Origin of the sequence: Alloalcanivorax marinus (assembly GCF_016906305.1) — a bacterium.
Taxonomy (GTDB): Bacteria; Pseudomonadota; Gammaproteobacteria; order Pseudomonadales; family Alcanivoracaceae; genus Alloalcanivorax; species Alloalcanivorax marinus.
This window is the reverse complement of the sequence record NZ_JADDOL010000001.1, coordinates 216,267-243,113: the sequence shown is the minus strand read 5'-3', so window position 1 is coordinate 243,113 and position 26,847 is coordinate 216,267. Positions and strand designations below refer to the sequence as shown.

Below are 26,847 nucleotides of genomic sequence, written 5' to 3'. Positions count from 1 at the left end.
ATCCGTCAGGACGTCAGGGTCCTCAGGAGGTTCTGGTAATCTTCTTCTATTTCCGGGTTGGATTCCCGCAATTCCGCCACCTTGCGGCAGGCGTGCAGCACGGTGGTGTGGTCACGGCCGCCAAAACTTTCCCCGATCTCCGGCAGGCTGTGACTGGTCAATTCCTTGGACAGTGCCATCGCCACCTGGCGAGGCCGCGCCACGGACCGGGTGCGCCGTGGTGAATGCAGGTCCGGCACCTTGATCTTGTAGTATTCCGCCACGGTGCGCTGGATATTGTCGATACTGATCTGCCGGGCCTGCAAGGCAATCAGGTCCTTGAGCGCCTCCTTGATCAGACCGATATCGATCTGCGCCCCGGTGAACCGCACATGGGCAATCACCCGGCGCAGGGCGCCTTCCAGCTCGCGCACGTTGGAGCGAATACGCTGGGCGATAAAGAAGGCAGCGTCATTGGGCAGTTCCACCCGGGCTTCCTCGGCCTTCTTCTTGAGGATCGCCACCCGGGTCTCCAGCTCCGGCGGTTCCAGCGGCTGGGAGAGCCCCCAGCCGAACCGGCTCTTCAGCCGCTCCTCCAGGCCATCCACCTCCTTGGGAAACTTGTCGCAGGTCAGGATGATCTGCTGGCCGTTTTCCAACAAGGCATTAAAGGTATGGAAGAACTCCTCCTGGGACTGCTCCTTACCTGCAAAAAACTGAATATCATCGATCAGCAGCGCGTCCACCGACCGGTAAAAGCGCTTGAACTCATTGATGGTCTTGTTGCGCAGCGCCGAAATCATGTCCGCCACGAACCGCTCGCTGTGCAGATAGACCACCTTGGCGTTGGGGTTGCGCCGCAGCAGCTCGTTGCCCACCGCGTGCATCAGGTGGGTCTTGCCCAGCCCCACGCCGCCATACAGCAGCAGGGGGTTGTAGCCGTGGCTGGCCGGGTTCTCGGCCACCTGCTGGGCCGCCGCGCTGGCCATGCGGTTGGACTTGCCTTCCACGAAGGTGACGAAGGTAAAGCTGGAATTGAGGTTGCTGCGATGTTTGGCCGCGCCCCCCAGTTCCGTGGACACCGCCCGCGGGCGCGGCTCCACCGAGGGCGTGGCGCGCCGCTCGGGCGCCGGGGCGGAGGGCTGGGCCGGCGGCGCCGGGCGGGACCGGGAGCTGCCCACTTCCAGACGCACCTGGGGGAGGGGGCCGCTTTGCAATTCGCCCAGCACCTCGCCGATGCGTTCCAGGTATTTGTCGCGAACCCAGTCGACCACGAAGCGATTGGGCGCGAACAGGGTCATTTCTCCCCCGTCCGCGGACGCCGACACCTGCAGCGGCCGGATCCACATATTGAATTGCTGCGAAGGCAATTCGTCCTCCAGCCGCGTCAAACAGCGATGCCAAAGCTCCTCGGACACGTCCCCGCCTTTGCCTGAATCCATGAAATAAGACTGCGCATTCTATACCCCCGCGCGCCCAATTATCCACAGCTTGACCGGTGTTTTTCTTTTCGTGCCAGCTGTGGATAAGTGGGTCCACAACCCTGTGCGCCGACGGGGCGAAAACCCTGGGGATAACCTCGTGCATGAATCTGTTCCACAACCTTCGACAGGCTGTCCGCGTGCCGTCACCAGGGGTTACACACAGTTATAAGGCAGTTAACAACATGCCAACTCGTTGAATACATTAGACTTTTCAGTCTTTTCCACAGAAACCGCTTTCCCCTATTACTACCACTGCTTCTAAAAAGAAATTTAAATTCTTAAATCTATTGATAACCGGCTACCCAGGCCGTGCCGGCCCGAACCCACCGGACTCGCGGATCGGTTGACAGCCCTCCTCGCCAGGGCTATTATCCGCGCCCTCTTATAGACACCTGAATCCACTTTTGGGGATGACGCCATGAAACGGACATTCCAACCGAGCAATCTGAAGCGCAAGCGCAACCACGGTTTCCGTGCCCGCATGGCCACCAAAAACGGCCGCAAGGTACTGGCCGCCCGTCGCGCCAAGGGCCGCAAGCGGCTGACCGTCTGAGTCGGCCGTCGGCGCTGACCGTTCTGTCACTGCTGTTTTTCCATGGTGCACCGGTCAGCGCTTCCAGATTCTCCCTCGCTTTCCTTTACCCGCGATCAACGCCTTCTTGGCGGTGATCAATTCCGGGCCGTCTTCGATGCCCCGGACTTCCGTGTCTCCGACCGCTATATCCTGATTCTTGCCCGGCGCAACAACTTGCCGCAGGCCCGCCTTGGCCTGGTGGTGGGACGCCGTCGTGCCCGTCGGGCGGTGGACCGGGGTGCCATTAAGCGTCGTGCCCGCGAGCAATTCCGATTGCGCCAACATGCTCTGGCCGGCCTGGATCTGATCGTCCTTCTGCGGGCCCCCTGTCCGCCGGATGGCGGCCGTTCCGCCACGCCGTTGCTGGCGTCGCTGCTGGACAAGCTGCTTGCCAAGCGCCAGCAAGACTGAGAAACTGCCGTCCGCTTTTTCTCGCCAGAATTAAATCTGACTATGGATATCCCTCGCGCGTTAGTGATCACCGGCATTGCCGTTGTCTCCTACCTGCTCATCCAGGCCTGGCAGCAGGACTACATGGCACCGACGACTCCGGTGACCCAGCAGCAGGCTCCGGCGGACGCCGGGCCCTCCGGCGACGAGGATTCCGCCCATCCTCTGCCCGAGCCGGACGTCGCCAATGACAGCGGCGTCCCCGACACCGGCGGTGAACAACCCCGGGCCCCGGCCACCGCGGATACGCCGGCCAACCCGGGCCAGCGCATCCAGGTCAACACCGACGTCCTGAATCTGGAAATCAACCCGGTGGGCGGCGACATCGTGCGGGTGGCGCTGCCGGAATACCCGCGTCATGCCGACACCCCGGACCAGCCCTTCGTGCTGCTGGAGAACGACCAGGCGCGGACCTATGTGGCGCAAAGCGGCCTGGTGGGCCGCAACGGCACCGACACCAAGGACGGCCGCCCCACCTGGCAGGCCGCCCAGTCCAGCTACCGGCTGAGTGACGGTGACAAGGAATTGAACGTGGATCTGACGCTGCAGCAGGCCGGCGGTGTGGAGATCATCAAACGCTATACCTTCGAGCGCGGCAGCTACCTGGTGCGGGTCAGCCATATCGTTCGCAACAACAGCGGCGAGCCCTGGCAGGGTGCCCTGTACGGCCAGATCAAGCGTGACGGCAGCGAGGACCCGGGCAAGAGCAGCCAGGGCATCATCCCCATGCCCACCTATCTGGGCGCCGCCTACTGGAGCGCGGACAAGCCCTACAACAAGCTGCCCTTCGACGATATCCAGGAAGAGCCGCTGAAGCTCACCCAGGATGGCGGCTGGATCGCCATGCTGCAGCATTACTTCGTGTCCGCCTGGGTACCCGACGCCCAGGGCCGCTACACCTACTCCACTCTGTACCGCCAGAACCGCAACGAGTACCTGCTGCGCTTCGTCGGCGCCAACCAGGAAGTGGCTCCGGGTGAAGAGAAGGTGTTCTACGCCGAGTTCTATACCGGCCCGAAAATCCAGGACAATCTGGAAGCCATCAGCCCCGGCCTGAACATGACCGTGGACTACGGCTGGCTGTGGTTCATCGCCCAGCCCATTTTCCACGTGCTGGTGTTCCTGCAGAGCGGCGAACTGGATCTGTTCGGCCTGGACATTGATCTGGGCGTGGGCGTCGGCAACTGGGGCGTGGCCATCATCCTGCTGACGTTCATCATCAAGATGCTGTTCTTCAAGCTCAGCGCCACCAGCTACCGCTCCATGGCCAAGATGCGCAAGGTGGCCCCGGAGATGCAGCGCATCAAGGAAGAGTACAAGAGCGATCGCCAGAAACAGCAGCAGGAAACCATGAAGCTGTTCCAGCGCGAGAAGATCAACCCGCTGGGCGGCTGTCTGCCGATGATCGTGCAGATGCCGGTGTTCATCTCCCTGTACTACGTGCTGCTGGAATCCGTGGAGCTGCGCCAGGCGCCGTTCTTCCTGTGGATCAACGACCTGTCGGTGATGGACCCCTACTTCGTGCTGCCGATCCTGATGGGCGCGTCCATGTTCTTGCAGACCCGCCTCAACCCGACCCCGGCGGACCCCACCCAGGCCCAGGTGATGAAGTGGATGCCGCTGGTGTTCTCGGTGTTCATGCTGTGGTTCCCGGCGGGTCTGGTGCTGTACTGGCTGACCAACAACCTGCTGTCCATCGGCCAGCAGTACGTGATCACCCGCAAGATCGAAAGCGAAAGCTAGCGATCCCGTGGCGTCACCGATCCGCGAAGGCCGGTCCCCGTGACCGGCCTTTTTCTTTCTGGCCTCCGCGCCCCGGCCCTTTCTATAATTCCGCCATGCCGCTTACCGCTCCCGATACCATCGTCGCCGTCGCCACCGCCCCCGGCCGGGGCGGTGTCGGCGTGGTGCGTCTGTCCGGGCCGGACGCCCGGCGTATCGCCGGTGCTTTGATCGGTGACCGGGCCCTGACGCCGCGCACCGCCCATTTCGCCCGCTTCCGCGATGGGCAGGGCCAGCTGATCGACGAAGGGCTGGTGCTCTGGTTTCCCGGCCCCGGTTCGTTCACCGGCGAGGACGTGGTGGAGCTGCAGGGCCATGGCGGCCCGGTGATTCTGGATACCCTGGTGGCCGCCTGCGTGCATCACGGCGCCCGCCCGGCGCTGGCCGGGGAGTTTTCCCAGCGCGCCTTCCTCAACGACAAGATGGACCTGACCCAGGCGGAGGCCATCGCCGACCTGATCGACGCCGGCACCCGGGAATCCGCCCGCGCCGCGCTCGGCTCCCTGCAGGGCGCCTTCTCCCGGGAGGTGAATACCCTGGTGGAGCAGCTGATCCAGTTGCGCATCTACGTGGAGGCGGCCATCGATTTCCCGGAAGAGGAAATCGACTTCCTTTCCGAAGGGGGCGTGGCGGACGATCTCACCGACCTGATCGCCCAGGCGGGCACGGTGCTGGACAGCGCCCGTCAGGGCCGGCTGATTCGCGAGGGCCTGACCCTGGTGATCGCCGGCAAACCCAACGCCGGCAAGTCGTCGCTGATGAACGCCCTGGCCGGCCACGAGGCGGCCATCGTCACCGAAGTGGCCGGCACCACCCGGGACGTGCTGCGCGAAGCCATTCAGCTGGACGGTCTGCCCCTGAACCTGATCGACACCGCCGGGCTGCGCGAGAGCCCGGACCGGGTGGAGCAGGAAGGCATCCGCCGCGCCTATGAGGAAATCCGCAAGGCGGACCGGTTGCTGGTGGTGGTGGATTCCCAGGAGACGGACGTGGACCTCACCGATCTGGCGACCCTGCTGCCGCGCAGCCAGCAGGAGCTGGACCATCTGAATTTGCCGGTGACCCGGGTGCTCAACAAGGCGGACCTGAGCGGCCTGCCGGCGGGGCCACGGCCTTCCCCGGCGGACACCTTCGCCCTGTCCGCCGCCACCGGCGAGGGGCTTGAAGCGCTGCGCGATCACCTGAAAACCGTGGCCGGTTATCAGGGCACCGGGCAAAGCCGCTTCTCCGCCCGCCGCCGCCACATCACCGCCCTGGAACAGGCCCTGGCCGCCCTGGAAAAGGGCCGCCAACAGCTCTACCAGCACGCCGCCGGCGAACTGCTGGCGGAGGATTTGCGCGCCGCCCAGCAGGCCCTGGAGGAAATCACCGGCGCCTTTACCGCCGACGATCTGCTGGGGCGCATCTTCTCGTCCTTCTGCATCGGCAAATAGCGCCGCCGGAGCGCACCGCTAACGGCTCAGCCAGTCCGCCCGTTGGCGCAGGTGCGCCTTGTCCTCCTCCGAGACCAGCGCCGCTTCCGCCCGGGCCAGGGCCAGCCGGCCGTGCCGGCGGGCGGGCTCCGGAAAGCCCAGCGCCGCCAGGGCGGCCAGGGCCTTCTGCAGGCGGATCTGCACCTCCACCAGTGACGCCCCGTCCCGGGCGATGGGGTTGAACAGATCGTCGAAGAAATCCGCCTCATTCAGCGGCGGAACCCACAGGCGCGGTCGGCGCACCGGGTCACCGCCATGCTCGGCGGCGGCCTGCTCGCCGACCCGCCGCCACTCCGCCAGGATGCGCACCGACCGGCCGATCACGTCGATGGCGGTGCCCGGGTCGTTGACCGCCGGGGACAGGGCCCGGGAGGCGATTTCCGAGAGTACCACCAGGCCGAAACGCGGGTCCTCGTCGAAGGTGCGCTCGTCGTCCACGGTAAAACCGGCGCGCACCGACGCCTCCGGATCGCGGCCGCCGCCGACCACCCAAGCCAGCGGCTGGTGGGGATGCGCGAAGTGCCCGGGCAGGGCCGCCAGGTAGAGCTCGGCGTCCTGTCGATCCGCCCAGTCGGACAGCGCGTCGCCGTCCACATGCTGCACATAACCGATACGATCCGGGTACACCGGCCGCGCCGCCGCGGGCGGCGGCTGGTCCGGGTCCCGGGGGTGGCCGCCCAGGGTGGGGTGGGCGGCGCGCTGTCGCAGGGCGGCGCGGGTGGCCTGTTCCACCCGGTCGGTGGTTTCGCCCACCCGGCCCAGCCGCGAGAGGTGGTCGATCCAGCGCAGAATGGTGATCACGATCAGCACGATCACCAGCAGGGTGACCAGGAACAGAATCACCCGGCCGCCTTCGCCGTAGGCGCCAGTGCTGAGCGCCACCAGCCCCACCAGGCTGAACAGAAACGAACCGATAAAGGTGGCCAGGGCGTTGTGGGTGGTGCTGTCCTGCATCAGCAGTTTGGTGGCCCGTGGCGTCACGTTGCTGGTGGCGGCGCCGTAGGCGCTGACCATCACGCTCAGCGAAAAGGTGGTCACCGCCAGCATGCTGGAGGCGAGCACATTGAGGATGGTGTCCACCGCGTCGGCGCCCACGGTGACCGGCAGATCGGCGGGCAGCCAGCGCTGGCCGACGATGGCCAGCAGCGAGGTGCCCACGGCCAGAATCGCGAAGGCGGTGGCGCGCACCCACAGGGCCCGGGAAAACTGCATCAACCACCACTGCCATTTTGAAAACATCCGGGCCCGCTCCTTGTTGCTCGCCGGGCCCAGCATAGCGCAGTCCGGCCGGTCTCGTTATTCCGGGGGCGGGGGCGTTATCATCGTGCTTTTCACCTGATCGGAGAGAGGCCATGGCCGTGACGACCTTCGCGGTGCCACAGAGCGACCGTTACTTCGAGGACTATCCCGAGGGGGCGGTCTATGAGTTCGGCCCCATCGAGGTGGAGGAAGAGGAGGTGCTGTCGTTCGCGCGGCGCTTCGACCCCCAGGCCATGCACATCGATCCGGAGGCGGCGGCGGCGGGGCCGTTCGGCGGGCTGATCGCCAGTGGCTGGCACACCCTGAGTCTGATGATGCGTTTGATGGTGGACCACTATGTGTCCAAGGTGGCCGGCCTGGCCTCGCCGGGCGTCGATGAGGTGCGCTGGCTGCGGCCGGTGCGGCCCGGTGACCGGCTGACCCTGCGCGCCACCGTGCTGGAGGCGCGGCCGTCCCGGTCGAAGGCGGACCGGGGCGTGATCTTCGCGCTGATGGAAAGCATCAATCAGGACGGCGAGGTGGTGGCCAGCTTCAAGGGCATGAACCTGATTCGCAAGCGCCCGGCCTGACGTCGGGCGCCGGCCGCCGGGCCCGGAGGGGCGCGTTCAGTTTTTCGGGGCGCGTCCGTTCTCCCGGGCGGCGTCGGCGGCGTCGATCAAGGTGACGGCCAGCTCCGCCAATTTCTGGTTGTTCCGCATCGCCTTCTCCCGCATGCGCGCATAGGCCTGCTCTTCGCTCAAGCCCAGTTCACTCATCAGCAGACCCTTGGCTTTTTCAATCTGCTTGCGTTCGCGCAGCGCGCGGCGGGCATCCTCCAGGGCCTCCTCCATTTGCTTGATCTGTTCGGCCTGGCCGAGCATCAGCTCGTAGACCGAGCGGGCCTGTTCCGGCGAGCCAATGTCCCGGCGCTGGAAATGATCGGTGAAGGGCAGGGCCCGGGTGTCGAACAGCAGCGTCAGCGGCGTTTGATGATGGACCAGATCGGAAAGCCGGGACTGCTGAGAACGAAGATCGTGCCGGGCCCGTGTCAGTTGTTCCCGGCAGGTTTGCTGCAGGGCCGCGGTCAGGGCCGTCTCGATGGCGCGCAGGCCGTCGATGCGCCGGGTGGCCACCTCGTACCAGACTTCGCTGATTTCCGAATCGATGGAGTCGCCCTGACAAAGCCGTTCGATCAGCGATCGCAGCCGGTTCAGATCCGTGTTGCAGGCGTCCGCTTCATGGGCCCGCCACTGCGTTTCCAGAGCTTCGTCGATGAAGCGACGAAAATCCTCGAAGCTGCGATTCTGAAGTTCCTGGAGCTGTTCGATGCGCTCGCCCCATTCACGGTTGAATTGTCCGGTGGCGAAGCCGATGGAACCCCAGGCCCTCTCCTGGCCGGCGTACTCCTTGCCCTGCATGAAGTTGAACAGCGCCACCAGCGTGCGGGTGATGATCGGTTCGCTGGCCACGTCCGCGGCGTGAAAGACCACCGACAGCAGACCGGCGATCAACCGTCGAAAGGCGAAGGTGGCGTCCTCGGGGCTCATGCCCAGATCGCTGATTTTATTGCGCAGTGCCGGCAGCCCGTCCATGCCCTGCAAGACCAGGGCGATGGTGTTCAGCAGCGGCATGCCGGTATGACCGGGCGGATGATTCAGATAACGCCGGCTCAGAAGATGGCGCAGCCGGTCTTCCTGATGTCGGCAGCGTTCGATCTGTTGTCGCCGCTGCGGCACCAGGCGTTCGCCGTGGGACACCAGATGAATGTTGGACAGCGCCCGCTCGCGCTGAAGCTCGTGCACCAGTTCGCTGATCGCGGTGACCACGTCGCAGGTTTCCGTCAGCTCCTCGAGAATCCCGATCTCGCATTGCTTGGCGGCCAGTATGAAAGCGTCCGAAGTGGGCGCGGGGGAAGCCATCGCCGAAGTCCTCCTGATGGAGCGGCCTGACGGGATCCAGGCAAGTTATGTTCCATCTCCCCGGTGCCCCTGGAAAACCGGCGGTCACCCGCCACGGCGGTCGCCGGGACGAGACCTTCCGCCGACCTGACACCCGGTCGTGCCGTGCCTTGGTGCATCGGGTGCACCGGATCGGACCACGAGCGGGGGGCCGCGCGGCACCAGGACGGCGGCGGAGCAGGGAAGTGGGGGTGGCATTTTTGATTGCCACGTATCGGTAAATCGTCTGAAATCGGGTATGGTGCCTGCTGGCAATTTGCTAGTAGCTCTCCGGAAAAAGTCGACAAAAAACGATCCGGTGTATATCACATGGGGACTGATTTTCAGGTAGGCGACCACAGCGGTCAGTCGCAGCGTCGCGCTTTGCTCAAGGCGCTGCTGATTCTCACCGCGGGGTGTGGCGCTCTGTTCTTCGTTATCAACACCCGACGCGGGGTGATGGTGCTGGCTTATATCGAGCTGGGTGCCGCCATCGCGTCGCTGTTGCTGTATGTGGTGGTGCGTCGTACGCCGCGTCTGCGCTTCTGGACACTGATCTATCTGTTCCCGTTTCTCACCATCATGATGGTCGCGCTCCATCTGCCCCAGGCCTCGCCCACGGTATTTCTGTGGATCTACATCGTTCCAGTGCTTTGCCATCTTCTGCTGGGTCCGCGCCTGGGCCTGTCGGTGTCGGTGTTCTTTATTCTCGTGGCGCTGGCACTGTTTCTTTATAAATACCCGGATTACCTGTACCGCAGCGGCTTCGCCGAGATCGCCAATATCGTTCTGTCCCTGTCGGTGACGCTCGCCTTCGCCTATATCTATGAACGTGGCAGCCACCGTTCCCGTTCCGATCTGGTGGTGATGGCCTCCACCGATCCGCTCACCCGGCTGGCCAATCTGTACCGCTTCCGCGAAGCGTTCGTGCATGAACGCAGCCGGGCTCAACGGCTCGATACACCGCTGAGCCTGCTGGTGCTGGACCTGGATCTGTTCAAGGCGGTCAACGACAACCACGGCCACCGCATTGGCGACCTGGTGCTGATTCACGTGGCGCAGCGTCTTCGTGAACGGCTGCGCGCCACCGATCTGCCCTGCCGGGTGGGCGGTGAGGAATTCACCGTGCTGTTGCCGGACACCAACCGCGACGAGGCGATCCTGGTGGCGGAAAGTCTGCGCGAGCTGATCGCCAGCCAGCCCTACCAGAGAGGCCGCGTGAGCGTGCCGCTCTCGTGCAGCATCGGGGTGGCGGAATGGGGGACCGACGGCGACAGTCTGGACGAGCTGGTGGAGGCCGCCGATCAGCGTCTTTATATCGCCAAGCAGCAGGGTCGCAATCAGGTGGTCTGGGAAGGCTGAAGCCGGTCTTTTTCGTCATTTTGCATCGTCCGCCGCCGCGCCGTGGCCGTCTCCCTGGACGGCCTCCCGGCGCTTGCCGATACTGAGGGACCCGATCGCGGCGCAGGAGAACGGTGATGAGCGACACACGAGTGGAAAAGGATTCCCTGGGTGAAATCGAAGTGCCCGTGGAAGCCCGCTGGGGGGCCCAGACCCAGCGTGCGGTGAACAACTTTCCCATCAGTGGCCGGGGCCTGCCGGCACGCTTCATCCAGGCGGTGGTTCGCATCAAGCGCTGCGCGGCGCAGACCAACGCGGACCTGGAACTGCTCGATGAGCAGAAGCGCGCCGCCATCGTCGGCGCCTGCAATGAGCTGCTCGACGGCCATCACCTGGACCAGTTTCCGGTGGACGTGTTCCAGACCGGCTCCGGCACCAGCACCAATATGAACGTCAACGAGGTGGTGGCCCACCTGTGCCGCGAGGCGGGCACGGAGATCCACCCCAACGATGACGTCAATCTGGGGCAGAGCAGCAACGACACCATTCCCACCGCCCTGCACCTGTCCTCGGTGATGGCGGTCACCGAGCAATTGCTGCCCGATCTGGAACATCTGATCGCCACCCTGGGGCTGCGCGCCGGCGAGGGCAAAACCCTGGTGAAGACCGGCCGCACCCATCTGATGGACGCCATGCCGGTGACCGTGGAGCAGGAGCTGCGCACCTGGGTGCTGCAGCTGCAAAGCGCCAGCGAGCGCCTGGCCCGCGCCCGGGACGACCTGCAGGCGCTGCCCCAGGGCGGTACCGCGGTGGGCACCGGCATCAACGCGGATCCGCGTTTCGCGGAGCGTTTCGCCGAGGCCCTCGCCGACGACACCGGCCGGCCCTTCACCGCCTTGCCGCACCCGGCCCTGGCGCAGAGCGCGGTGGATGCGCCGCTGCACCTGTCCGCCGCCCTGCGCGGGCTGGCGGTGGTGCTGATGAAGATCAGTAACGACCTGCGCTGGATGAACTCCGGCCCGATCCACGGCCTGGGCGAGCTGCAGCTGCCCGCCACCCAGCCCGGCTCCTCGATCATGCCCGGCAAGGTCAACCCGGTGATCTGCGAATCCGCCACCATGGTGGCGGCCCAGGTGATCGGTCTCGACCAGGCCAATACGGTGGCCGCCCAGAGCGGCAACTTCCAGCTCAACGTGATGTTGCCCCTGGTGGCCACCAACCTCCTGGACATGACCGAATGGCTGGCCAACAGCTGCCGCAATCTGGCCGACCAGGCGATCCACGGCATGACCTGGAACAAGGAGCGCCTGGCCGAGGGCGTGGGGCGCAATCCGATCCTGGTCACCGCCCTCAACCCGGTGATCGGTTATGAGAAAGCCGCCGCCATCGCCAAGGAAGCGTTCGCCAGCGGCCGGGCGGTGATCGACGTGGCCGCCGAACACACCGACCTGGGCCGCGACGAACTGGAAAAACTGCTCGACCCGCTCAAGCTCACCGGTCCGTCCGGCTCCTGACCACGCGACGCACCGGTCACGCCGCCGGGGTGACGCCGGCGGCGGGCTGTGCCAATCTTTTGCCCGCCCCGCAGGCCAGGCTGAGCACCCCAAGGGTGTTTCAGCAGCCTGCTATAACAAAGCAATCCCGGGCCGGACGGCGAGGGTCGCCGGCGTTTATCCGGCGCCGCGTGGCTCCGCTTCGGCTCGGACTTTTTGGTGATGGAGAGCAAGCATGAGCAAAGACCTGACCATTGATCGCACCCCGGAGGCGGTGGAGTCGCCGTTGCTGATCCACGGCATTCTCGAATCCGGCGTCCGCTCCGCCCCCGAACAGGAAATCGTCTACGCCGATCAGCGCCGCTACAGCTATCGGGAACTGGAGCGCCGCGTGCACCGGCTGGCCGGCGCCCTGGCCGCCTGCGGCGTCAAGCCCGGCGACACCGTGGCGGTCATGGACTGGGACAGCCACCGCTATCTGGAAGCTTTCTTCGCCATCCCGATGATGGGCGCCGTGCTGCATACCGTGAACGTGCGTCTCAGCCCGGAGCAGATTCTCTACACCCTGAATCACGCCGAGGACGACGTGATCCTGGTGAACCGCGAGTTCCTGCCGGTGCTGGAAGAGCTCAAGGACCGCATCGAAACCGCCAAGACCTTTATTCTGCTGGACGACGAAGGCGGCAATCTGGACAGCAAGCTGGATCTGGCCGGCGAGTACGAAGCGCTGCTGCAGAAGGCACCGGACCAGTACGACTTTCCGCTGCTGGACGAGAACACCCGCGCCACCACCTTTTACACCACCGGCACCACCGGCCTGCCCAAGGGCGTGTACTTCTCCCACCGTCAGCTGGTGCTGCACACCTTCGCCGGCCGCGCGGCGCTGTCCGGTTCCGGCCACGGCCGGTTCAACCAGGACGACGTGTACATGCCGATCACGCCCATGTTCCACGTGCACGCCTGGGGCGTGCCCTACGTGGCCACGCTGCTGGGCGTGAAGCAGGTGTACCCGGGCCGCTATGTGCCGGAAACCCTGCTCAAGCTGCTGCTCACCGAAAAGGTGACCTTCTCCCACTGCGTGCCCACCATCATCCAGATGCTGCTGCAGGCGGAAGCCGCCAAGAGCATCGACCTGAGCGGCTGGAAGGTGATCATTGGCGGCTCGGCGCTGCCCAAGCCCCTGGCCAAGGCGGCCCTGGCCCGGGGCATCGACATCTATGCCGGCTACGGCATGAGCGAAACCTGCCCGCTGATCTCCGTGGCGCTGCTGACGCCGGAACTGGAGAAGGCGGACGCGGAAACCCAGGCGGACTACCGCAGCCGCACCGGCCGGCCGGTGCCCATGGTGCAGTGGCGCATCGTCGACACCGACATGAACGATGTGCCCCACGACGGCAAAAGCCAGGGCGAGCTGGTGCTGCGCGCCCCCTGGCTGACCCAGGGCTACCTGAAGGACGAGGACAACTCCCGGGAACTGTGGCGCGGCGGCTGGATGCACACCGGCGACATCGGTGTGATCGACGGCGACGGCTGGCTGAAGATCACCGACCGCATCAAGGACGTGATCAAGACCGGCGGTGAGTGGGTGTCCTCCCTGGACCTGGAAGGCCTGATCCTGCAGCACGACGCCGTGGCCGAGTGCGCGGTGGTCGGCGTACCCGACGAGAAATGGGGCGAGCGCCCGGTGGCCCTGGTGGTCAAGAGCGGCGAGGTGGACGAGGACGCCATCAAGACGCTGCTCAGCGGCTACGCGGACGATGGGGTGATCAGCCGCTACGGCGTGCCCGACCGGGTGGTGTTCGTGGACGAGCTGCCGCGCACCTCGGTGGGCAAACTGGACAAGAAGAAAATGCGCGCCGAACTGGTGTGATCCCACGGGGCCGGTCAACCCGGCCCCGTTCTTTTCCCGCCTCCTATCCCGCCGCCCGGCAAGCGTGTACCCTGCCCGAAGCCGCCCGGTGTCCCCGCCGATCGGCCACCGACAACGCTGACACTCCGTGTCTCCCCCGCCCTGGGCTGGCCCCTTCGCGGAACCGGCGTGCTCCCCATTCTGGAGAAGACCATGCTGCGAGTGATCGCCAGCCTGCTGATCGTGGCCGCCCTGGGCCTGGGTATCGCCGGGTGGTACCAGGGTACGCCCGACGACGACGCGGTGACCGGGCCGCCCGCCGAGGTGAATGTCACCGCGGCGGTGATACGTCCTCTGATCGACCGTCTGGAAGTAACGGGCACCGCCCGCGCCGGTCGCGCCATCACCCTGGTCACGGAGGTGGACGGGCGCGTCACCGAACTGCACTTCCATGAAGGGCAGAGCGTGGAAGCCGGCGCCCTGCTGGTCTCCCTGGACGACCGTCAGGCCCGGATGGATCTGGAACGGGCACGTGCTGATTACCAGGGGGCGCTGTCCGACTATCAGGAGGCCGCCCGCCGGCTGGGCACCCGGGCCGTCTCCCAGGCCGAGGTGAACACGCTGAAAACCGCCCTGGAAGACGCCCGGACCGGGCTGGATGCCCGCCGGGTGGCCCTGGAGGACCACAGCATCCGCGCGCCGTTCGACGGTGTCATGGGGCTGCGTCAGGTGCACCCGGGCGCCTACCTGCGCAGCGGCGACCCCATCGCCACCCTGGACAGCGTGCGCAATCTGGAGGTGAGCTTTCAGGCGCCGGAGCGTTACCGGGTGGCGCTGCGCCCCGGACTGGACGTGACCTTCAGCAGCGACGCCCATCCACACAAACAATTCGCCGGCAAGGTGATGGTGTTCAACGGCCAGGCCGATGGCGACGGCGCCGGTCTTGCCATCAAGGCCATGCTGGACAATGGCGAGGCGCTGCTGCGTCCCGGCGAGGTTCTGCGGGTCTCGATGCTGTTCGGTGAGCACGCCGCCCTGCTGGTGCCGGAGCAGGCCATCGTCACCTCTGGCGCGCGGAGCTTTGTGTTCACCATCACCACGACGCAGCGCGCCGAGCGCCGCGCGGTGCAGTTGGGCGGCCGCCGGGACGGCTGGGTGGAAGTGGTCGCCGGCCTGAGCGAGGCGGAGCCGGTCATCGTCAGCGGCCATCTCGGGCTGGGCAGCGGCGCCCCGGTCACCGTTCTGCCCGACGGCCTGGACCGGGGCGCGTGGTTGCCGTCCTGGAGAACGCCGCTGGAAGCGCCGGTCTGATGACCTGGCCGGTGGAATATGAACTGGTTCGTTCACGGCGCCGTTCGCTGGAGGTGCGGGTGTTCCCGGACGGGCGCGTTCAGGTGCGCGCGCCGCTGCGCCTCGCGGGCCGCCATATCGAAGCGTTCGTCGACGAACGCCGTGACTGGATTGCCCGCCAGCGTCGCGACATGGCCCACCGCCCGCGCCAGCACTGGCGCCACGGCGAGCCCTGCCCGCACCTGGGAACGCCGCGCACGCTGGATGTGCGTGCCTTGTCCACCGGCCCGGCCCGGGGTCGCGTGAATCTGGAGGACGATCGGCTGTGCATCGCCGTGCCCCGCCCCGACGATGAGAGTCAGGTGCGGGAGGCGCTGTACGAATGGTGGCGCGCTCAGGCGCGGGCCTTCTTTCAGGACAGCATCGAACGCCAGTTTCCCTGGTTCGCGGAGGGCGGCCATCGCCGCCCCACGCTGCGGGTCAAGAAAATGCGCACCCGCTGGGGGTCCCTGTCGCCACGGGGCTACATCAACCTCAACCTGCTGCTGATGAAGTACCCGCCGGCGGCCATCGACTATGTGGTGATGCACGAGCTCTGCCATCTGGAGCACATGCACCACGGGCCGGAATTTCACGCCCTGATGGACCGCCGCATGCCCGACTGGCGCCGCCGCAAGACCCTGCTGGAGGGCTGAATCCGCGCCCGGCCCCGAGGCTTTTTACTTTTTTTGAAGCGGCGATGACTTGTCTTTGATGGCCGGGCCGGTTTCATGGGGGCCATGGATACTCAATCGATACTCGACCGCATCAAGGAAAGGGACCCCCACCACACGCACTTTCAGCAGGCCGCCCGGTCGCTGCTGGAGAGCATCGAGGGGCCACTCAGGGACCACCCGGACGTCGACGACGACGCGCTGATGACGCGACTGCTGGAGCCGGAACGCACGCTGGTGTTCCGGGTGCCCTGGGTGGACGACGACGGCCGTACCCGGGTGAACCGCGGCTTCCGGGTGCAGATGAACGGAGCTCTGGGGCCCTATAAAGGTGGCCTGCGGTTCCACCCCTCGGTGAACCTGGATGTGCTCACCTTTCTGGCGCTGGAACAAACCCTCAAGAACGCCCTTACCGGCCTGCCGCTGGGCGCCGGCAAGGGCGGCTCGGACTTCAATCCCAAGGGCCGCAGCGATGCCGAGGTGATGCGTTTCTGTCAGGCGTTCATGACCGAGTTTCACCACCATATGGGCGCCGACACCGACGTGCCGGCCGGTGACATGGGCGTGGGCCCCCGGGAAATCGGCTACCTGTTCGGCATGTACCGCAAGCTCGGCCGTCGGCACGACGGCGGCTTCACCGGCAAGCAGCTCTCCTTTGGCGGCAGCGCCCTGCGCGTCCAGGCCACCGGCTATGGGCTGATCTACTTTCTGGAGGCCATGCTGAACCAGCGGGATCAGACGCTGGAGGGCCGCACGGTGGCTATTTCCGGGGCCGGTAACGTGGCCCGTCACGCTCTGGAGAAAGCGCTGGAGCGTGACGCCCGGGTGGTCACCTTGTCCGACTCCCGGGGCAGCATTTACATCAAGGACGGCTTCACCCGGGACCACCTGGAGGCGGTGGCGGAGATCAAGAACGGCGGCGGCAAGGTCGGTGATCTGGCGGATCGCTTCGACGGGGTGGAATACCGGGACGGCGAACGTCCCTGGGATCTTCCCTGTGACATCGCCTTGCCCTGCGCCACCCAGAATGAACTGGAAGAAGAGGACGCGGACCGGCTTATCGACAACGGCTGCGGCTGGGTGGTGGAGGGCGCCAACATGCCCTGCTCCGGCGCGGCCGTGAAACGGCTGCGCGACGCCGGGGTGGTGTTCGGCCCGGGCAAGGCGGCCAACGCCGGCGGCGTGGCGGTGAGCGGTCTGGAAATGAGCCAGAACAGCCGTCGGGAAAGCTGGAGCGCCGAGGAAGTGGATCGTCGGCTGCGCGACATCATGGCCCGGGTGCACCAGCGCTGTCTGGATCACGGCGGTGACGGGGAGCGGCCGGACTATCTGGTGGGGGCGGACATGGCCGGCTACCTGCGGGTGGCGGAAGCCATGGTCGGCCAGGGTATTCTCTGAGCCGGAACCGCAAAAAAAACCCCGCCTCGGCGGGGTTTTTCCGACCTTGAAAACGGCGGGCGGCGGGCCGACCCCGGCCCGCGCGTTCAGGCCTTACTCAGCGACGACGTTGGCCGCCTGCGGACCTTTCGGACCTTGCTGAATATCGAAGCTTACTTTCTGGCCTTCGGCCAGAGTACGGAAGCCAGAGCCAGTGATCGCGCTGAAGTGAACGAAGACATCCGCGCCGCCGTCATCCTGGGAAATGAAACCGAAACCCTTGGATTCGTTGAACCATTTAACGGTACCAGTAGCCATGTGAATCTATACCTCAAAACTTTTCAATAGGGTGTGCATGCAAACCAGGGGAGGGGTGTTCGGAGACTTCTTGAGCTTCACGCGGAGGAAGGCAACTACCAAAACAAACCACTGCCACAATCTGCAGCCTTTTTGACTTTACCCCCTTTATGCCGCCACACCAACCTTTTTTTGGCGGCTCTCCCGGGCACCCGCCGACGACCCGCTCAGCGCAGGCCAGCGGCGATTTCCAGCTCGCGAATGGACTGTTCCAGGTAGTCCAGCAGGCGCTGCATGGAGGGCAGGGTACGGCGGCAGGCGATCAGTCCGAACTCGATCTGATCCCGGTAGCTGGTCAGCGTCATGTTCAGGGCGATGCGGTCCAGCACCACCGACACCGGGTACTGGCCCTTCAACTGGGCGCCGTTCCAGTACAGCGGCTCCTTGGGGCCGGGCACGTTGGAAATGATCACATTGAACGCCCGCCAGCGCGGCGCCAGGCCGGTGAGCAAATTGAGCCCGGTGGGAGCCATGCTCAGGGCGGTGAAGTTGAGGATCTCCTCCGGGCTCATCTGCGAAAAGCGCTGCTTCGCCTCCTTCACCGAGGCCTGCACCACGCGCAGCCGGTTGGCGGGGTCGCACACATGGGTACCCAGGTTGGCCAGGATCATGGCGATCTGGTTGCCGCCGGCGCTGTCGTCCTTGCGCAGGGACATGGGCACCATGGCGATCAGCGGCTGGTCGGGCAGGGCATTCTGGCTGATCAGGTACTCGCGCAGCGCGTGGCCGCACATGCTCAGCACCACATCGTTAAGGGTGCAGTTGAAGGCTCCGGCCAGCTTTTTCAGGCGCGGCAGGGAATAGCTCTGGGCGGCGAACCGCCGTGAGCCGGTGATGCACTGGTTGAGGATGGTGTCCGGCGCCTGGAAGATGGACACGAAATTGGGGTCGTCCTTGGCTTTCTGAGTGACCCGGTAGATTTCCCGGGTCAGCGCCGGCACGGTGGCGATCTGGCGGCTGGCGCCGGCGGTCAGGCGCGCCAGACTGCTGACCGCGTCCACCGGGCTGCTCACGCCCCGCCCGCGCTTGTTGGGTTTGTAGGCCCACACCGGAGGCAAATCCCGCTCGTCCGGGTCCGGGGACAGGGCCCGCATGCCCATGCGCATGGCCGAGATGCCGTCCACCATGGAGTGGTGCACCTTGGTGTAGAGGGCGAACTGGCGGCCGCGAATGCCTTCGATCAGGTGCGCCTCCCACAGCGGACGCTCCCGGTCCAGCAGATTGGAATGCTCGGCGGACACCAGCGACAGCAGCTCGCGGATACGGCCCGGCTTGGGCAGCGCCTCGTGGCGGAAATGGTGATCGATGTCGAACTGCTTGTCCTCGTCCCAGTGCCACTGGCCCCAGCGGCGCCGCAAGCGTTGGTTGAAGGGCGGTTCGGGACGGCAATAATCACGGATCGACTGGGCCAGTTCACTGACGTATTTGGGGCCGGCGCCCTCGGGGAAGGAAAACAATTGCAGACCCGCCACATGCATGGGCTGCTGTCGTTTTTCCAGATACAGGAACAACTGATCCACCGGACTCAGGGTTTTCATGCCATCCTCACTTTTTATCGCCGTCCCGCTCGGGAACAGGACGCGCTATCTCCTTGGCGTTACGGGTCATCTTAGCAGAGCGACCCGGGTCCTGAATGTGCCTTGTGGTAAACGAGGCTTGGCCCTGGAGCCCACCACGGTATGCGCGATTACACCTTGATCAGGAGCTTGCCAATGCCGCTGCCATGGCCGATGCCAAAGTGCCTGCAAGAAGGTTGCCATACCCGTGAAATGGTTTGGTCATGGCCCCTTGTCAGGGTACTCCCACCAATTTTCGTGGAGCGGGTCATGCGCATCTTCATCATGGGGCTGGCCGGGCTGGGAATGGCCTGCAGCGCCCAGGGCAATATCCTGATCAGTGAGTACGTGGAAGGCAGCGGCCAGAACAAAGCGCTGGAGCTGTACAACGCCGGCGACACCAGCCAGAGCCTGAACGGCTATGTGCTGGAGCGCTACAGCAACGGCGCCACCACGGTGAGCAGCAGCCTGGCCCTGGACGGCCGGACCCTGGCCGGCGGTGATGTGCTGGTGATCGCCACCAGCCAGGCCTCCGGCAGCCTGGCCGGGCTGGCGGACATCACCAGCGCCACCATCAACCACAACGGCGACGACGCCTATGTGCTGCGTAACGCCGACGGCGTGGTGGACAGCTTCGGCCGGGTGGGCGAGGACCCGGGCAGCGCCTGGACCGGCGGTGGCCTGAGCACCGCGGACCGCACCCTGCGCCGCAAGGCCAGCGTCACCGGTGGCGATACCGTGATCGACGATGCCTTCGATCCGTCGGTGGAGTGGGTGGGCTTCCCCTCGGACACCCTGGACGGCCTGGGTGAGCCGGGCACCGGCGGCGGTGGCGACGCTGGTGAGCCGGTGCCCCTGGGCGCCTGCGGCGAGGCGGTGACCCGCATCGCCGCCATTCAGGGCGACGGCGATGTCTCCCCCCTGGACGGCGAGGGCCAGGTGATCGAGGCGGTGGTGACCGCCGTGTACCCGGCCTTCGATGGCTTCTATGTGATGGAGACCGAGGCGCATCGGGACGACGACCCGGCCACCTCTGAAGGTCTGTTCGTCTATCAGCCGGACGCGGACGTGGTCGCCGGTGACCGGGTGCGGGTGAGCGGCACCGTCGGCGAGTACTACGGCCTGACCCAGATCAGCGCCGACCAGCGGGCGGTCTGCGAGCAGAATGTCACCGTGACGCCGGTGGTGCTGACCCTGCCGTTCGATGACCTGGCCAACCGGGAGGCCCTGGAGGGCATGCTGGTGAGCGTGGAGCAGCCGCTGACCGTGAGCGACAACTACGAGCTGGCCCGCTACGGCAGCGTGACGCTGAGCGACGGCCGCCTGTTCAACCCCACCAATGTGGCGGCGCCCGGCGATGCCGCCCGGGCGGTGAAGGAAGCCAACACCCGCAACCGCATATTGCTGGACGATGCGTCCAACGTTCAGAACCCGGATACGGTGATCTATCCCGACGGAGGGCTGGCCGCCAACAATACCCTGCGCGCCGGCTACCGCACCCGACCGTTCCAGGCGGTGTTCACCTACGGCTTCAACGAGTGGCGTCTTCAGCCGGTGGGCGAAGTGCGCTTCGACCCCGCCGCCAACCCCCGTTCCCCGGCTCCGGACCGGGCCGCCGGCAGCGATCTGCGGGTGGCCTCGTTCAACGTCCTGAACTACTTCAACGGTGACGGCGCCGGCGGCGGCTTTCCCACCCCGCGGGGGGCGAAGAGCAGTGAAGAGCTGACCCGGCAACAGGATAAGCTGGTGGCGGCGCTCAAGGGCATCGACGCCGATGTGGTCGGCCTGATGGAAGTGGAGAACGACGGCTATGGCCCGGAATCCGCCCTGGCCCAGCTCACCGATGCCCTGGGGCCGGCCTGGCGCTATGTGGACCCTGGCCTTGAGCGCCTCGGCGGGGACGCCATCGCCGTTGGGTTGATCTATCGGAGTGATGTGGTCGAGGAGGCGGGCACCGCCGCCACCACCGACCGCGGCGCCTTCGGCAACGAAACCAACCGTCAGCCGCTGGTGCAGACCTTCCGACCGCTCAACGGCGGCGAAACCCTGACGGTGGTGGTCAACCACTTCAAGTCCAAGGGCAGCTGCCCGGACGACGGCGTTAACAGCGACCAGGGTGACGGCCAGGGCTGCTGGAACCCGGAACGGGTGGCCGCCGCCGAGGGGGTGCTGAGCTGGCTGGAGGACGACCCCACCGGCGCCAACGACGGCAATTGGCTGATCATCGGTGACCTCAACAGCTACGCCCAGGAAGACCCGATCACCACCCTGCGCGATGCCGGCCTGGTGAATCTGGTGCGGCGCTTCCAGGGCGAGGACGCCTACAGCTACACCTACAAGGGCGAAGCCGGCTATCTGGACCACGCCCTGGCGTCCGAACGTCTCAATGACAAGGTGCTGGCCACCCGGGAATGGCACATCAACGCCGACGAACCGGTGGCGTTGTCCTACCTGCTGCCGGACTACGAGAGCGAACAGCAGCACCAGCGTTATTACGCCGCGGACGCCTGGCGGGCCTCCGACCACGATCCGGTGCTCATCGACCTGGCCCTGTCCGCCGAGGCGGGTGGCGACCGGCCGGACCAGGGCGACGGCGCCGATAACGGCGGCGACAGCGGCGGCGGGGGCTCCCTGGGCTACGGGGTGCTGCTGATGCTGGCGGGCCTGATGCGCCGCCGTCACTGAACCTTACGCGGCGGCCGGATATCCTGGGACCTTTCCGGACTCAAGGAGATCATCATGCCGCCGCGTCGCTTTCAGGCCCTGCTGTTCGATCTGGACGGTACTCTGGTGGACAGCCAGCTGGATTTCGCCGCCCTGCGCCGCGAACTGGGCTTTCCGGACGGGATCGGCGTGCTAGAACACCTGCAAACCCTGGCGCCGCTGGCGGCGGCCCGGGCCCGGGCGGTGATCGACCGGCACGAGCAGGAGGGCGCGGCCGCCGCCCGCTGGATCGACGGCGCCGAGGCGCTGCTGGCCACGCTGCACCAACGGGGCGTGCCCACCGCGATCCTGACCCGCAACAGCCGCGCCGCCGTGGCGCGCACCCACGACGTGCTCAACCTGCCGGTGGATCTGATTCTCACGCGGGAGGACTGCGCGCCCAAACCGGACCCGGAGGGTCTGCTGCGCATCGCCGACCGGTTACGGCTGGTGCCGGCGGATTGCCTGTACGTGGGGGACTTTGTCTACGATCTGCAGGCCGCCCGCAACGCCGGCATGGCGGCGGGGTTGCTGCTCAATGGCGGTAACCAGCACTTCACCGATCAGGCCGACGTGGTGGTCGGCCATCTCGGCGAGCTGCTGGACTGGCTGGGATGATTACTCGTAGTCGAACGAGAAATGTTCCGGCGCCAGCTGCATGGTGCTCTTGGTCGGTTTGAGGGCGGCGTCCGCGTGGCCCTTGGCGGTGGGCAGCATGCGTTCGAAGAAGAACTCCGCGGTGGCCAGCTTGGCCTGGTAGAACTCCTTGGGCTCGTTGCCGCCGTGGGCCAGTTTGTCCCGCGCCACCTTGGCCTGCAGGGCCCAGAAGTAGGCCATCATGGCGTAGCCGGAATACATCAGGAAATCGTAGCTGGCGGTGCCGACCATCTCCCGATCCTTGGCGGCGACCAGCATGATGCGGGTGGTCAGGTAGTTCCACTCGGCGGCGATCTTCAGCAGCTTCCAGGCGTAGGGGCGCAGCTCGCCGTCGGTCAGGTGCTTGCGACCGAAGTCGAGCAGCTTCCTGGAGAAATCCCGCACGCATTTGCCACGGCTGGACAGCAGCACCTTGCGGCCCAGCAGGTCCAGGGCCTGGATGCCGGTGGTGCCTTCATAGAGCGTGGCGATGCGCGCATCACGCACGATCTGCTCCATGCCGTGTTCCTTGATGTAGCCGTGGCCGCCGAACACCTGCATGGCGTCGTTGGCCACTTCCAGCCCTTTCTCGGTGAGAAAGCCCTTGAGGATCGGCGTCAGGAAGCCGAGCTCGCTGTCCCAGCGGTCGTACTTGTCCTTATCGTCCTCGAGGATGCCGGAGATCATATGGTCGGCGTACTGGGCGGCGAAGTAGATCATCGCCCGGCCGCCTTCGGCGATGGCCTTCTGCTTGAGCAGCATGCGGCGCACGTCACCGTGGTGGATCAGGGCGTCGGCCACCGCGTCCGGGTCCTTCTTGCCGGACAGGGCGCGCATGGAGCGGCGCTCCTTGGCGTAGGGCAGCGAGCCCTGGTAGGCCAGCTCGGCGTGGGCGATGCCCTGGCAGGCGGTGCCGATGCGCGCCGAGTTCATGAAGGTGAACATGCACTCCAGGCCCTGGTTGGCCGGGCCGATCAGGTAACCGGTGGCGCCGTCGAAGTTGATCACGCAGGTGGCGGACGCCTTGATGCCCATTTTCTTTTCCAGCGAGCCGCAGGCCACGCCGTTGTCCTCGCCGATCTGGCCGGGCAGGTACTTGGGCACGATGAACAGGGAGATGCCCTTGGTGCCCTTGGGGGCGTCCGGCAGGCGCGCCAGCACGATGTGCACGATGTTTTCGGTGAGATCGTGGTCACCGGAGGAAATGAAAATCTTGGTGCCGGTGAGCTTGTAGGAGCCGTCGTCCTGGGGCTCGGCCTTGGTTTTCACCTGACCCAGGTCGGTGCCGCACTGGGGCTCGGTGAGGCACATGGTGCCGGCCCAGGTGCCCTCGGTGAGCTTGCTCAGATAAGTCTGTTTCTGCTCTTCATCGCCGTGCAACTGGATGGTGTTCATGGCCCCCAGGGACAGGCCCGGGTACATGGCGAAGGACCAGTTGGCGGCGCCCAGCATTTCCTGCTTGAACAGGTTCAGCGACATGGGCAGGCCCTGGCCGCCGTACTCGGTGGGGTGGGAGAGACCCTGCCAGCCGCCGGCCACGTACTCCTGGTAGGCTTCCTTGTAGCCCTTGGGCGTGGTCACCTGGCCGTCTTCCAGCTTGCAACCTTCCTCGTCGCCGCTCTGATAGAGCGGCGCGATGGTGTTTTCACACAGACGCGCCAGCTCGCCGAGAATCGCCTCCACCATATCCGGGGTGGCTTCCTCGCCGTTGGGCAGGGTCTTGTAGTGACTCTCGAAGTCGAACACTTCGTTGATCAGGAAGCGCATGTCGCGCAGGGGAGCCTTGTAGGTCGGCATAGCACACTCTCTGTTCGCAATGCGGGCCCGCGCCCGTGTCGGGCGGGGTCGTCGTATGGCAAGCAATGTTAGCGAACGAGCGTTGACTGACATTGACGGCGAAGCGAAGGCCGCCGGCTGTAGGGTGAATCGCCGGTTGGGCCTTCATTTGCGAACAGGTATGCACAAACTGGAAAGGTCAGCCCTGCTTGCCCTTCCAGCTGTACATGGAGGTGGACACGCCGGTGCGCCGGGCCACCTGGTCCCACAGGCGGCGGGGCAGGACGCCCTTGAGCAGCTCCACGGAGCGGGCCATGGGCGGCTCGATCACGAACGCCTCGCCCTTGGCGACGCCGCGCAGAATGCTGTCGGCCACCCGGTCCGGGGTGAGCATGGGAGAGAACAGCGGAGTCTTCACGCCCTTGAACATGCCGGTGGCGATATAGCTCGGGCACACCGTGGTCACTTTCACATGGCGCTCGCCCCGCTCCGCCAGTTCCAGACGCAGGGACTCCGAGAAGCCCACCACCGCCCACTTGCTGGCGGCGTAGGTGCTGCCGTAGGGCAGGCCGATAAAGGCGGAAGCGCTGGCGATATTGACCAGGTGGGCGCGGTCGGCGGCCAGCAGATCCGCCATGAAGACATGGCTGCAGGCCATCAGGCCCTCGGCGTTGACCTTGAAGGTGTCCAGGTGCTGCTGCAGGTCGACCTGCTCGAACTCGCCTCCGTGGACCACGCCGGCGTTGTTCACCAGGATGCTGATCGGGCCCCGCTCCTCGTGCAGCTGGTCGCGGAATTTCGCGATCGAGGCGATCTTGCTCACGTCCAGCGTGTAGGCGTGGGCGTTGCCGCCGGCATTGGTGATGTGATCCACCACCTCGCGGGCGGCGGCGATGCGCCGGGCGGTGACGATCACCTCGGCGCCACGGGCGGCGAACTTCTCCGCCATCAATTGACCGATGCCCGCGCCGGCGCCGGTGATCAGGACACGATGGTTGTCGAAACGGGGCATGGGTCCATCCTCTATTTGGGCAATTTGATCCCGACCAGGACCACGCGGCCCTGTTCCACGGTACGCGCGCGCAGCTTCAGACCGCTCAGGCGCAGGGTGTCGCCCACCACCGCCTGGTGGCCGAACTGGCGCTCGAACAGGGCTTCCACGGTGAGCCCCTCCAGGGCCGGGTCGGGCTTCTCCATCCCGTACACCGCCACCAGCTGGTCCACCGGCACGCTGCCGCGCAGAAAGAATTCACCGTAATAGCGTTTCTCGTCCTTGGAAAGACGGTGGCACAGATCGGACAGGTAATCCTTCTCGGCCACCGGTGCCAGCCAGGTGACCAGATCGCCGGCTTCGATCACCGGGTTCTCGGCCAGGTTGCGGAATTCCTGGTTACGGATGATCAGCAACGGCGTGATACGCGGGCTGGTGATGGCGCCCAGCCGCTGGCCCTCGGCCTTGGCCCCGGCGTCCACCTCGAACTGCATCAGGTAGCGGTCTCCGGAGGCCGCCAGGGGCACCATTTGCCGGGGTGGCGTGGTGGCCGGCACCGACACCTTCAGCCAGCGCGCCACATAGCGCAGGCTGGTGCCCTGGGCGAGCAGCGAAATCAGCACCACCACCAGGGTGATGTCGAACAGCAGCCGGGTCTGGCCGACCCCGGCCAGCAGCGGGAACACCGCCAGCACGATGGGCACCGCCCCGCGCAGGCCGGTCCAGGCGATGAACAGTTCCTCCCGCCAGCTGAAGCGGAACGGCAGCAGGCTCACCCACACCGACAGGGGGCGCGCCACGATCATCAGGAAGGCCGCCACCATCAGGGCGTCCACCAGGCTGTTGCCCATTTCCGAGGGCGTTACCAGCAGCCCCAGCATCAGGAACATGCCGGACTGGGCCAGCCAGGCCATGGAGTCCATGGAGCGCAGCACGTTGTCGCCGGTGCCGCCGCGCCGGTTGCCGGCCACCAGGCCGGCCAGGTAAATGGCCAGGAAGCCGCTGCCGCCGGCCAGGTTGGTGAGCGCGAACACCATGGCGCCGCCGCTGCACAGCAGCAGGGCGTGCAATCCCTCGTTGCTGCGCACGCGTAGCAGGATCTCGCTGAGCAGAGCGCCCAGGCTGAGGCCCATCAGGATGCCCAGGCCGAATTGCTGCACCAGGGTGATCAGCATGGTCAGCCCCAGGCCCATCTCCGGGTTCACCAGCACTTCCACCAGCATCAGGGTGATGAAGATGGCCATCGGGTCGTTGAGGCCGGATTCGATCTCCAGGGTGCTGGCCACCCGCTCGTTGAGGGTCACCCCGGCGCCCTTGACCACATTGAACACGGCGGCGGCGTCGGTGGAACCGACGATGCCGCCGAGCAGCAGCCCCAGCCGCCAGTCCACGCCGATCACCCAGGTGGCGAAGGCGCCCACCAGGGAGGCGGACAGGGCCACGCCCAGGGTGGCCAGGGTGAGCGCCGGGCGCAGCGCCAGCCGGAAGGTGCTGAGCCGGGTGCGCAGACCGCCGTCGAGCAGGATCACCGCCAGGGCGATGTTGCTCACCACATAGGCCAGGGAAAAATCATCGAACCGGATACCGCCAATGCCGTCCTCGCCGGCGAACATGCCGACCAGCAAAAACACCAGCAGGGAGGGAACGCCCACCCGGGAACTGATCGACCCGAGCAGCAGGCCGGTGAACATCAGCCCGGTCCCCACCAGCAAGAAAAGGTTCAATGAATCCAAATGCGCTCCTGGAATATAAAACAGCAGGTTAAGGTTTGAACATTATATAGGAAGGCGGCGCCGCCTACATGTGCGCCGGCCTTTATTTTGGCCACATTGAGACTATACTAGCGCG

21 protein-coding genes and 1 pseudogene are annotated in these 26,847 nt (G+C 65.8%); 14 read left to right on the top strand and 8 right to left on the bottom strand.

Going from position 1 to position 26,847, the window contains the following annotated elements:
• Positions 1 to 5: 5 nt before the first annotated feature.
• Positions 6 to 1,397, bottom strand: a complete 1,392-nt coding sequence (dnaA, locus tag IM760_RS01155; RefSeq protein WP_204426711.1) for a chromosomal replication initiator protein DnaA — start codon at positions 1,395 to 1,397, stop codon at positions 6 to 8.
• A 484-nt stretch (positions 1,398 to 1,881) separates the two neighbouring features.
• Between dnaA and rpmH the strand changes: the two genes are divergently transcribed.
• The 5 genes and pseudogenes from rpmH to mnmE all read left to right on the top strand — a co-directional run bounded on the left by rpmH (position 1,882) and on the right by mnmE (position 5,702).
• Positions 1,882 to 2,016 (top strand): 50S ribosomal protein L34, encoded by a 135-nt coding sequence (rpmH, locus tag IM760_RS01150; RefSeq protein ID WP_204426710.1) that lies wholly within the window; start codon positions 1,882 to 1,884, stop codon positions 2,014 to 2,016.
• Between the two features lie 42 nt (positions 2,017 to 2,058).
• Positions 2,059 to 2,307 (top strand): annotated as a pseudogene (locus IM760_RS18785) (ribonuclease P protein component); the annotation flags it as partial.
• Between the two features lie 3 nt (positions 2,308 to 2,310).
• Complete coding sequence (locus IM760_RS18780; RefSeq protein WP_239549550.1) at positions 2,311 to 2,448, top strand: hypothetical protein; 138 nt, start codon at positions 2,311 to 2,313, stop codon at positions 2,446 to 2,448.
• A 42-nt stretch (positions 2,449 to 2,490) separates the two neighbouring features.
• Positions 2,491 to 4,230 carry a membrane protein insertase YidC gene (yidC, locus tag IM760_RS01140; protein ID WP_204426708.1) on the top strand — a complete coding sequence of 580 codons (1,740 nt, stop codon included), beginning with the start codon at positions 2,491 to 2,493 and terminating at the stop codon, positions 4,228 to 4,230.
• A 95-nt stretch (positions 4,231 to 4,325) separates the two neighbouring features.
• Complete coding sequence (gene mnmE / locus IM760_RS01135) at positions 4,326 to 5,702, top strand: tRNA uridine-5-carboxymethylaminomethyl(34) synthesis GTPase MnmE (RefSeq protein ID WP_204426707.1); 1,377 nt, start codon at positions 4,326 to 4,328, stop codon at positions 5,700 to 5,702.
• A gap of 18 nt (positions 5,703 to 5,720) precedes the next feature.
• Here the strand turns inward: mnmE and IM760_RS01130 are convergent, their stop codons facing one another.
• Positions 5,721 to 6,980 carry a DUF2254 domain-containing protein gene (locus IM760_RS01130; RefSeq protein WP_204426706.1) on the bottom strand — a complete coding sequence of 420 codons (1,260 nt, stop codon included), beginning with the start codon at positions 6,978 to 6,980 and terminating at the stop codon, positions 5,721 to 5,723.
• Between the two features lie 113 nt (positions 6,981 to 7,093).
• On the opposite strand from IM760_RS01130, the gene IM760_RS01125 reads away from it, so the two are divergent.
• Positions 7,094 to 7,570 (top strand): MaoC family dehydratase, encoded by a 477-nt coding sequence (locus IM760_RS01125; protein ID WP_204426705.1) that lies wholly within the window; start codon positions 7,094 to 7,096, stop codon positions 7,568 to 7,570.
• 36 nt (positions 7,571 to 7,606) lie between these two features.
• Here the strand turns inward: IM760_RS01125 and IM760_RS01120 are convergent, their stop codons facing one another.
• Positions 7,607 to 8,899: a nitrate- and nitrite sensing domain-containing protein gene (locus IM760_RS01120; protein WP_204426704.1), complete on the bottom strand. Its 1,293-nt coding sequence runs from the start codon at positions 8,897 to 8,899 to the stop codon at positions 7,607 to 7,609.
• Between the two features lie 348 nt (positions 8,900 to 9,247).
• Between IM760_RS01120 and IM760_RS01115 the strand changes: the two genes are divergently transcribed.
• The 6 genes from IM760_RS01115 to gdhA all read left to right on the top strand — a co-directional run bounded on the left by IM760_RS01115 (position 9,248) and on the right by gdhA (position 17,001).
• The gene (locus IM760_RS01115; RefSeq protein ID WP_204426703.1) at positions 9,248 to 10,279 is read left to right on the top strand and encodes a GGDEF domain-containing protein; all 1,032 of its coding nucleotides are present in this window, start codon (positions 9,248 to 9,250) and stop codon (positions 10,277 to 10,279) included.
• A 116-nt stretch (positions 10,280 to 10,395) separates the two neighbouring features.
• Positions 10,396 to 11,772 (top strand): class II fumarate hydratase, encoded by a 1,377-nt coding sequence (locus IM760_RS01110; RefSeq protein ID WP_204426702.1) that lies wholly within the window; start codon positions 10,396 to 10,398, stop codon positions 11,770 to 11,772.
• A 214-nt stretch (positions 11,773 to 11,986) separates the two neighbouring features.
• Positions 11,987 to 13,621, top strand: a complete 1,635-nt coding sequence (locus tag IM760_RS01105; protein ID WP_204426701.1) for a fatty acid--CoA ligase — start codon at positions 11,987 to 11,989, stop codon at positions 13,619 to 13,621.
• 192 nt (positions 13,622 to 13,813) lie between these two features.
• The gene (locus IM760_RS01100) at positions 13,814 to 14,911 is read left to right on the top strand and encodes an efflux RND transporter periplasmic adaptor subunit (protein ID WP_204426700.1); all 1,098 of its coding nucleotides are present in this window, start codon (positions 13,814 to 13,816) and stop codon (positions 14,909 to 14,911) included.
• Positions 14,911 to 15,585 (top strand): M48 family metallopeptidase, encoded by a 675-nt coding sequence (locus IM760_RS01095; protein ID WP_204426699.1) that lies wholly within the window; start codon positions 14,911 to 14,913, stop codon positions 15,583 to 15,585. The genes IM760_RS01100 and IM760_RS01095 overlap by 1 nt, the downstream gene beginning before the upstream one ends.
• Positions 15,586 to 15,669: 84 nt before the next feature.
• Positions 15,670 to 17,001, top strand: a complete 1,332-nt coding sequence (gene gdhA, locus IM760_RS01090; RefSeq protein ID WP_204426698.1) for an NADP-specific glutamate dehydrogenase — start codon at positions 15,670 to 15,672, stop codon at positions 16,999 to 17,001.
• A 93-nt stretch (positions 17,002 to 17,094) separates the two neighbouring features.
• Here the strand turns inward: gdhA and cspE are convergent, their stop codons facing one another.
• The gene (gene cspE, locus IM760_RS01085) at positions 17,095 to 17,298 is read right to left on the bottom strand and encodes a transcription antiterminator/RNA stability regulator CspE (protein WP_204426697.1); all 204 of its coding nucleotides are present in this window, start codon (positions 17,296 to 17,298) and stop codon (positions 17,095 to 17,097) included.
• A gap of 206 nt (positions 17,299 to 17,504) precedes the next feature.
• Positions 17,505 to 18,875 (bottom strand): WS/DGAT/MGAT family O-acyltransferase, encoded by a 1,371-nt coding sequence (locus IM760_RS01080; RefSeq protein WP_204426696.1) that lies wholly within the window; start codon positions 18,873 to 18,875, stop codon positions 17,505 to 17,507.
• A 288-nt stretch (positions 18,876 to 19,163) separates the two neighbouring features.
• Here IM760_RS01080 and IM760_RS01075 point away from each other — a divergent pair, with 288 nt between their 5' ends.
• Together IM760_RS01075 and IM760_RS01070 are read left to right on the top strand one after the other, a co-directional pair.
• Positions 19,164 to 21,578 (top strand): ExeM/NucH family extracellular endonuclease, encoded by a 2,415-nt coding sequence (locus IM760_RS01075; protein ID WP_204426695.1) that lies wholly within the window; start codon positions 19,164 to 19,166, stop codon positions 21,576 to 21,578.
• 54 nt (positions 21,579 to 21,632) lie between these two features.
• A complete protein-coding gene (locus IM760_RS01070; RefSeq protein WP_204426694.1) occupies positions 21,633 to 22,214 on the top strand; it encodes an HAD family hydrolase in 582 nt (193 codons plus the stop codon).
• Here the strand turns inward: IM760_RS01070 and IM760_RS01065 are convergent, their stop codons facing one another.
• The 3 genes from IM760_RS01065 to IM760_RS01055 form a co-directional block, all read right to left on the bottom strand.
• Complete coding sequence (locus tag IM760_RS01065) at positions 22,215 to 24,029, bottom strand: acyl-CoA dehydrogenase C-terminal domain-containing protein (protein ID WP_204426693.1); 1,815 nt, start codon at positions 24,027 to 24,029, stop codon at positions 22,215 to 22,217.
• A 178-nt stretch (positions 24,030 to 24,207) separates the two neighbouring features.
• Positions 24,208 to 25,020 carry an SDR family NAD(P)-dependent oxidoreductase gene (locus tag IM760_RS01060; RefSeq protein WP_204426692.1) on the bottom strand — a complete coding sequence of 271 codons (813 nt, stop codon included), beginning with the start codon at positions 25,018 to 25,020 and terminating at the stop codon, positions 24,208 to 24,210.
• A gap of 11 nt (positions 25,021 to 25,031) precedes the next feature.
• Entirely contained in the window at positions 25,032 to 26,732 is a 1,701-nt protein-coding gene (locus IM760_RS01055) for a potassium/proton antiporter (protein WP_204426691.1), read from the bottom strand.
• Between the last annotated feature and the right edge of the window lie 115 nt (positions 26,733 to 26,847).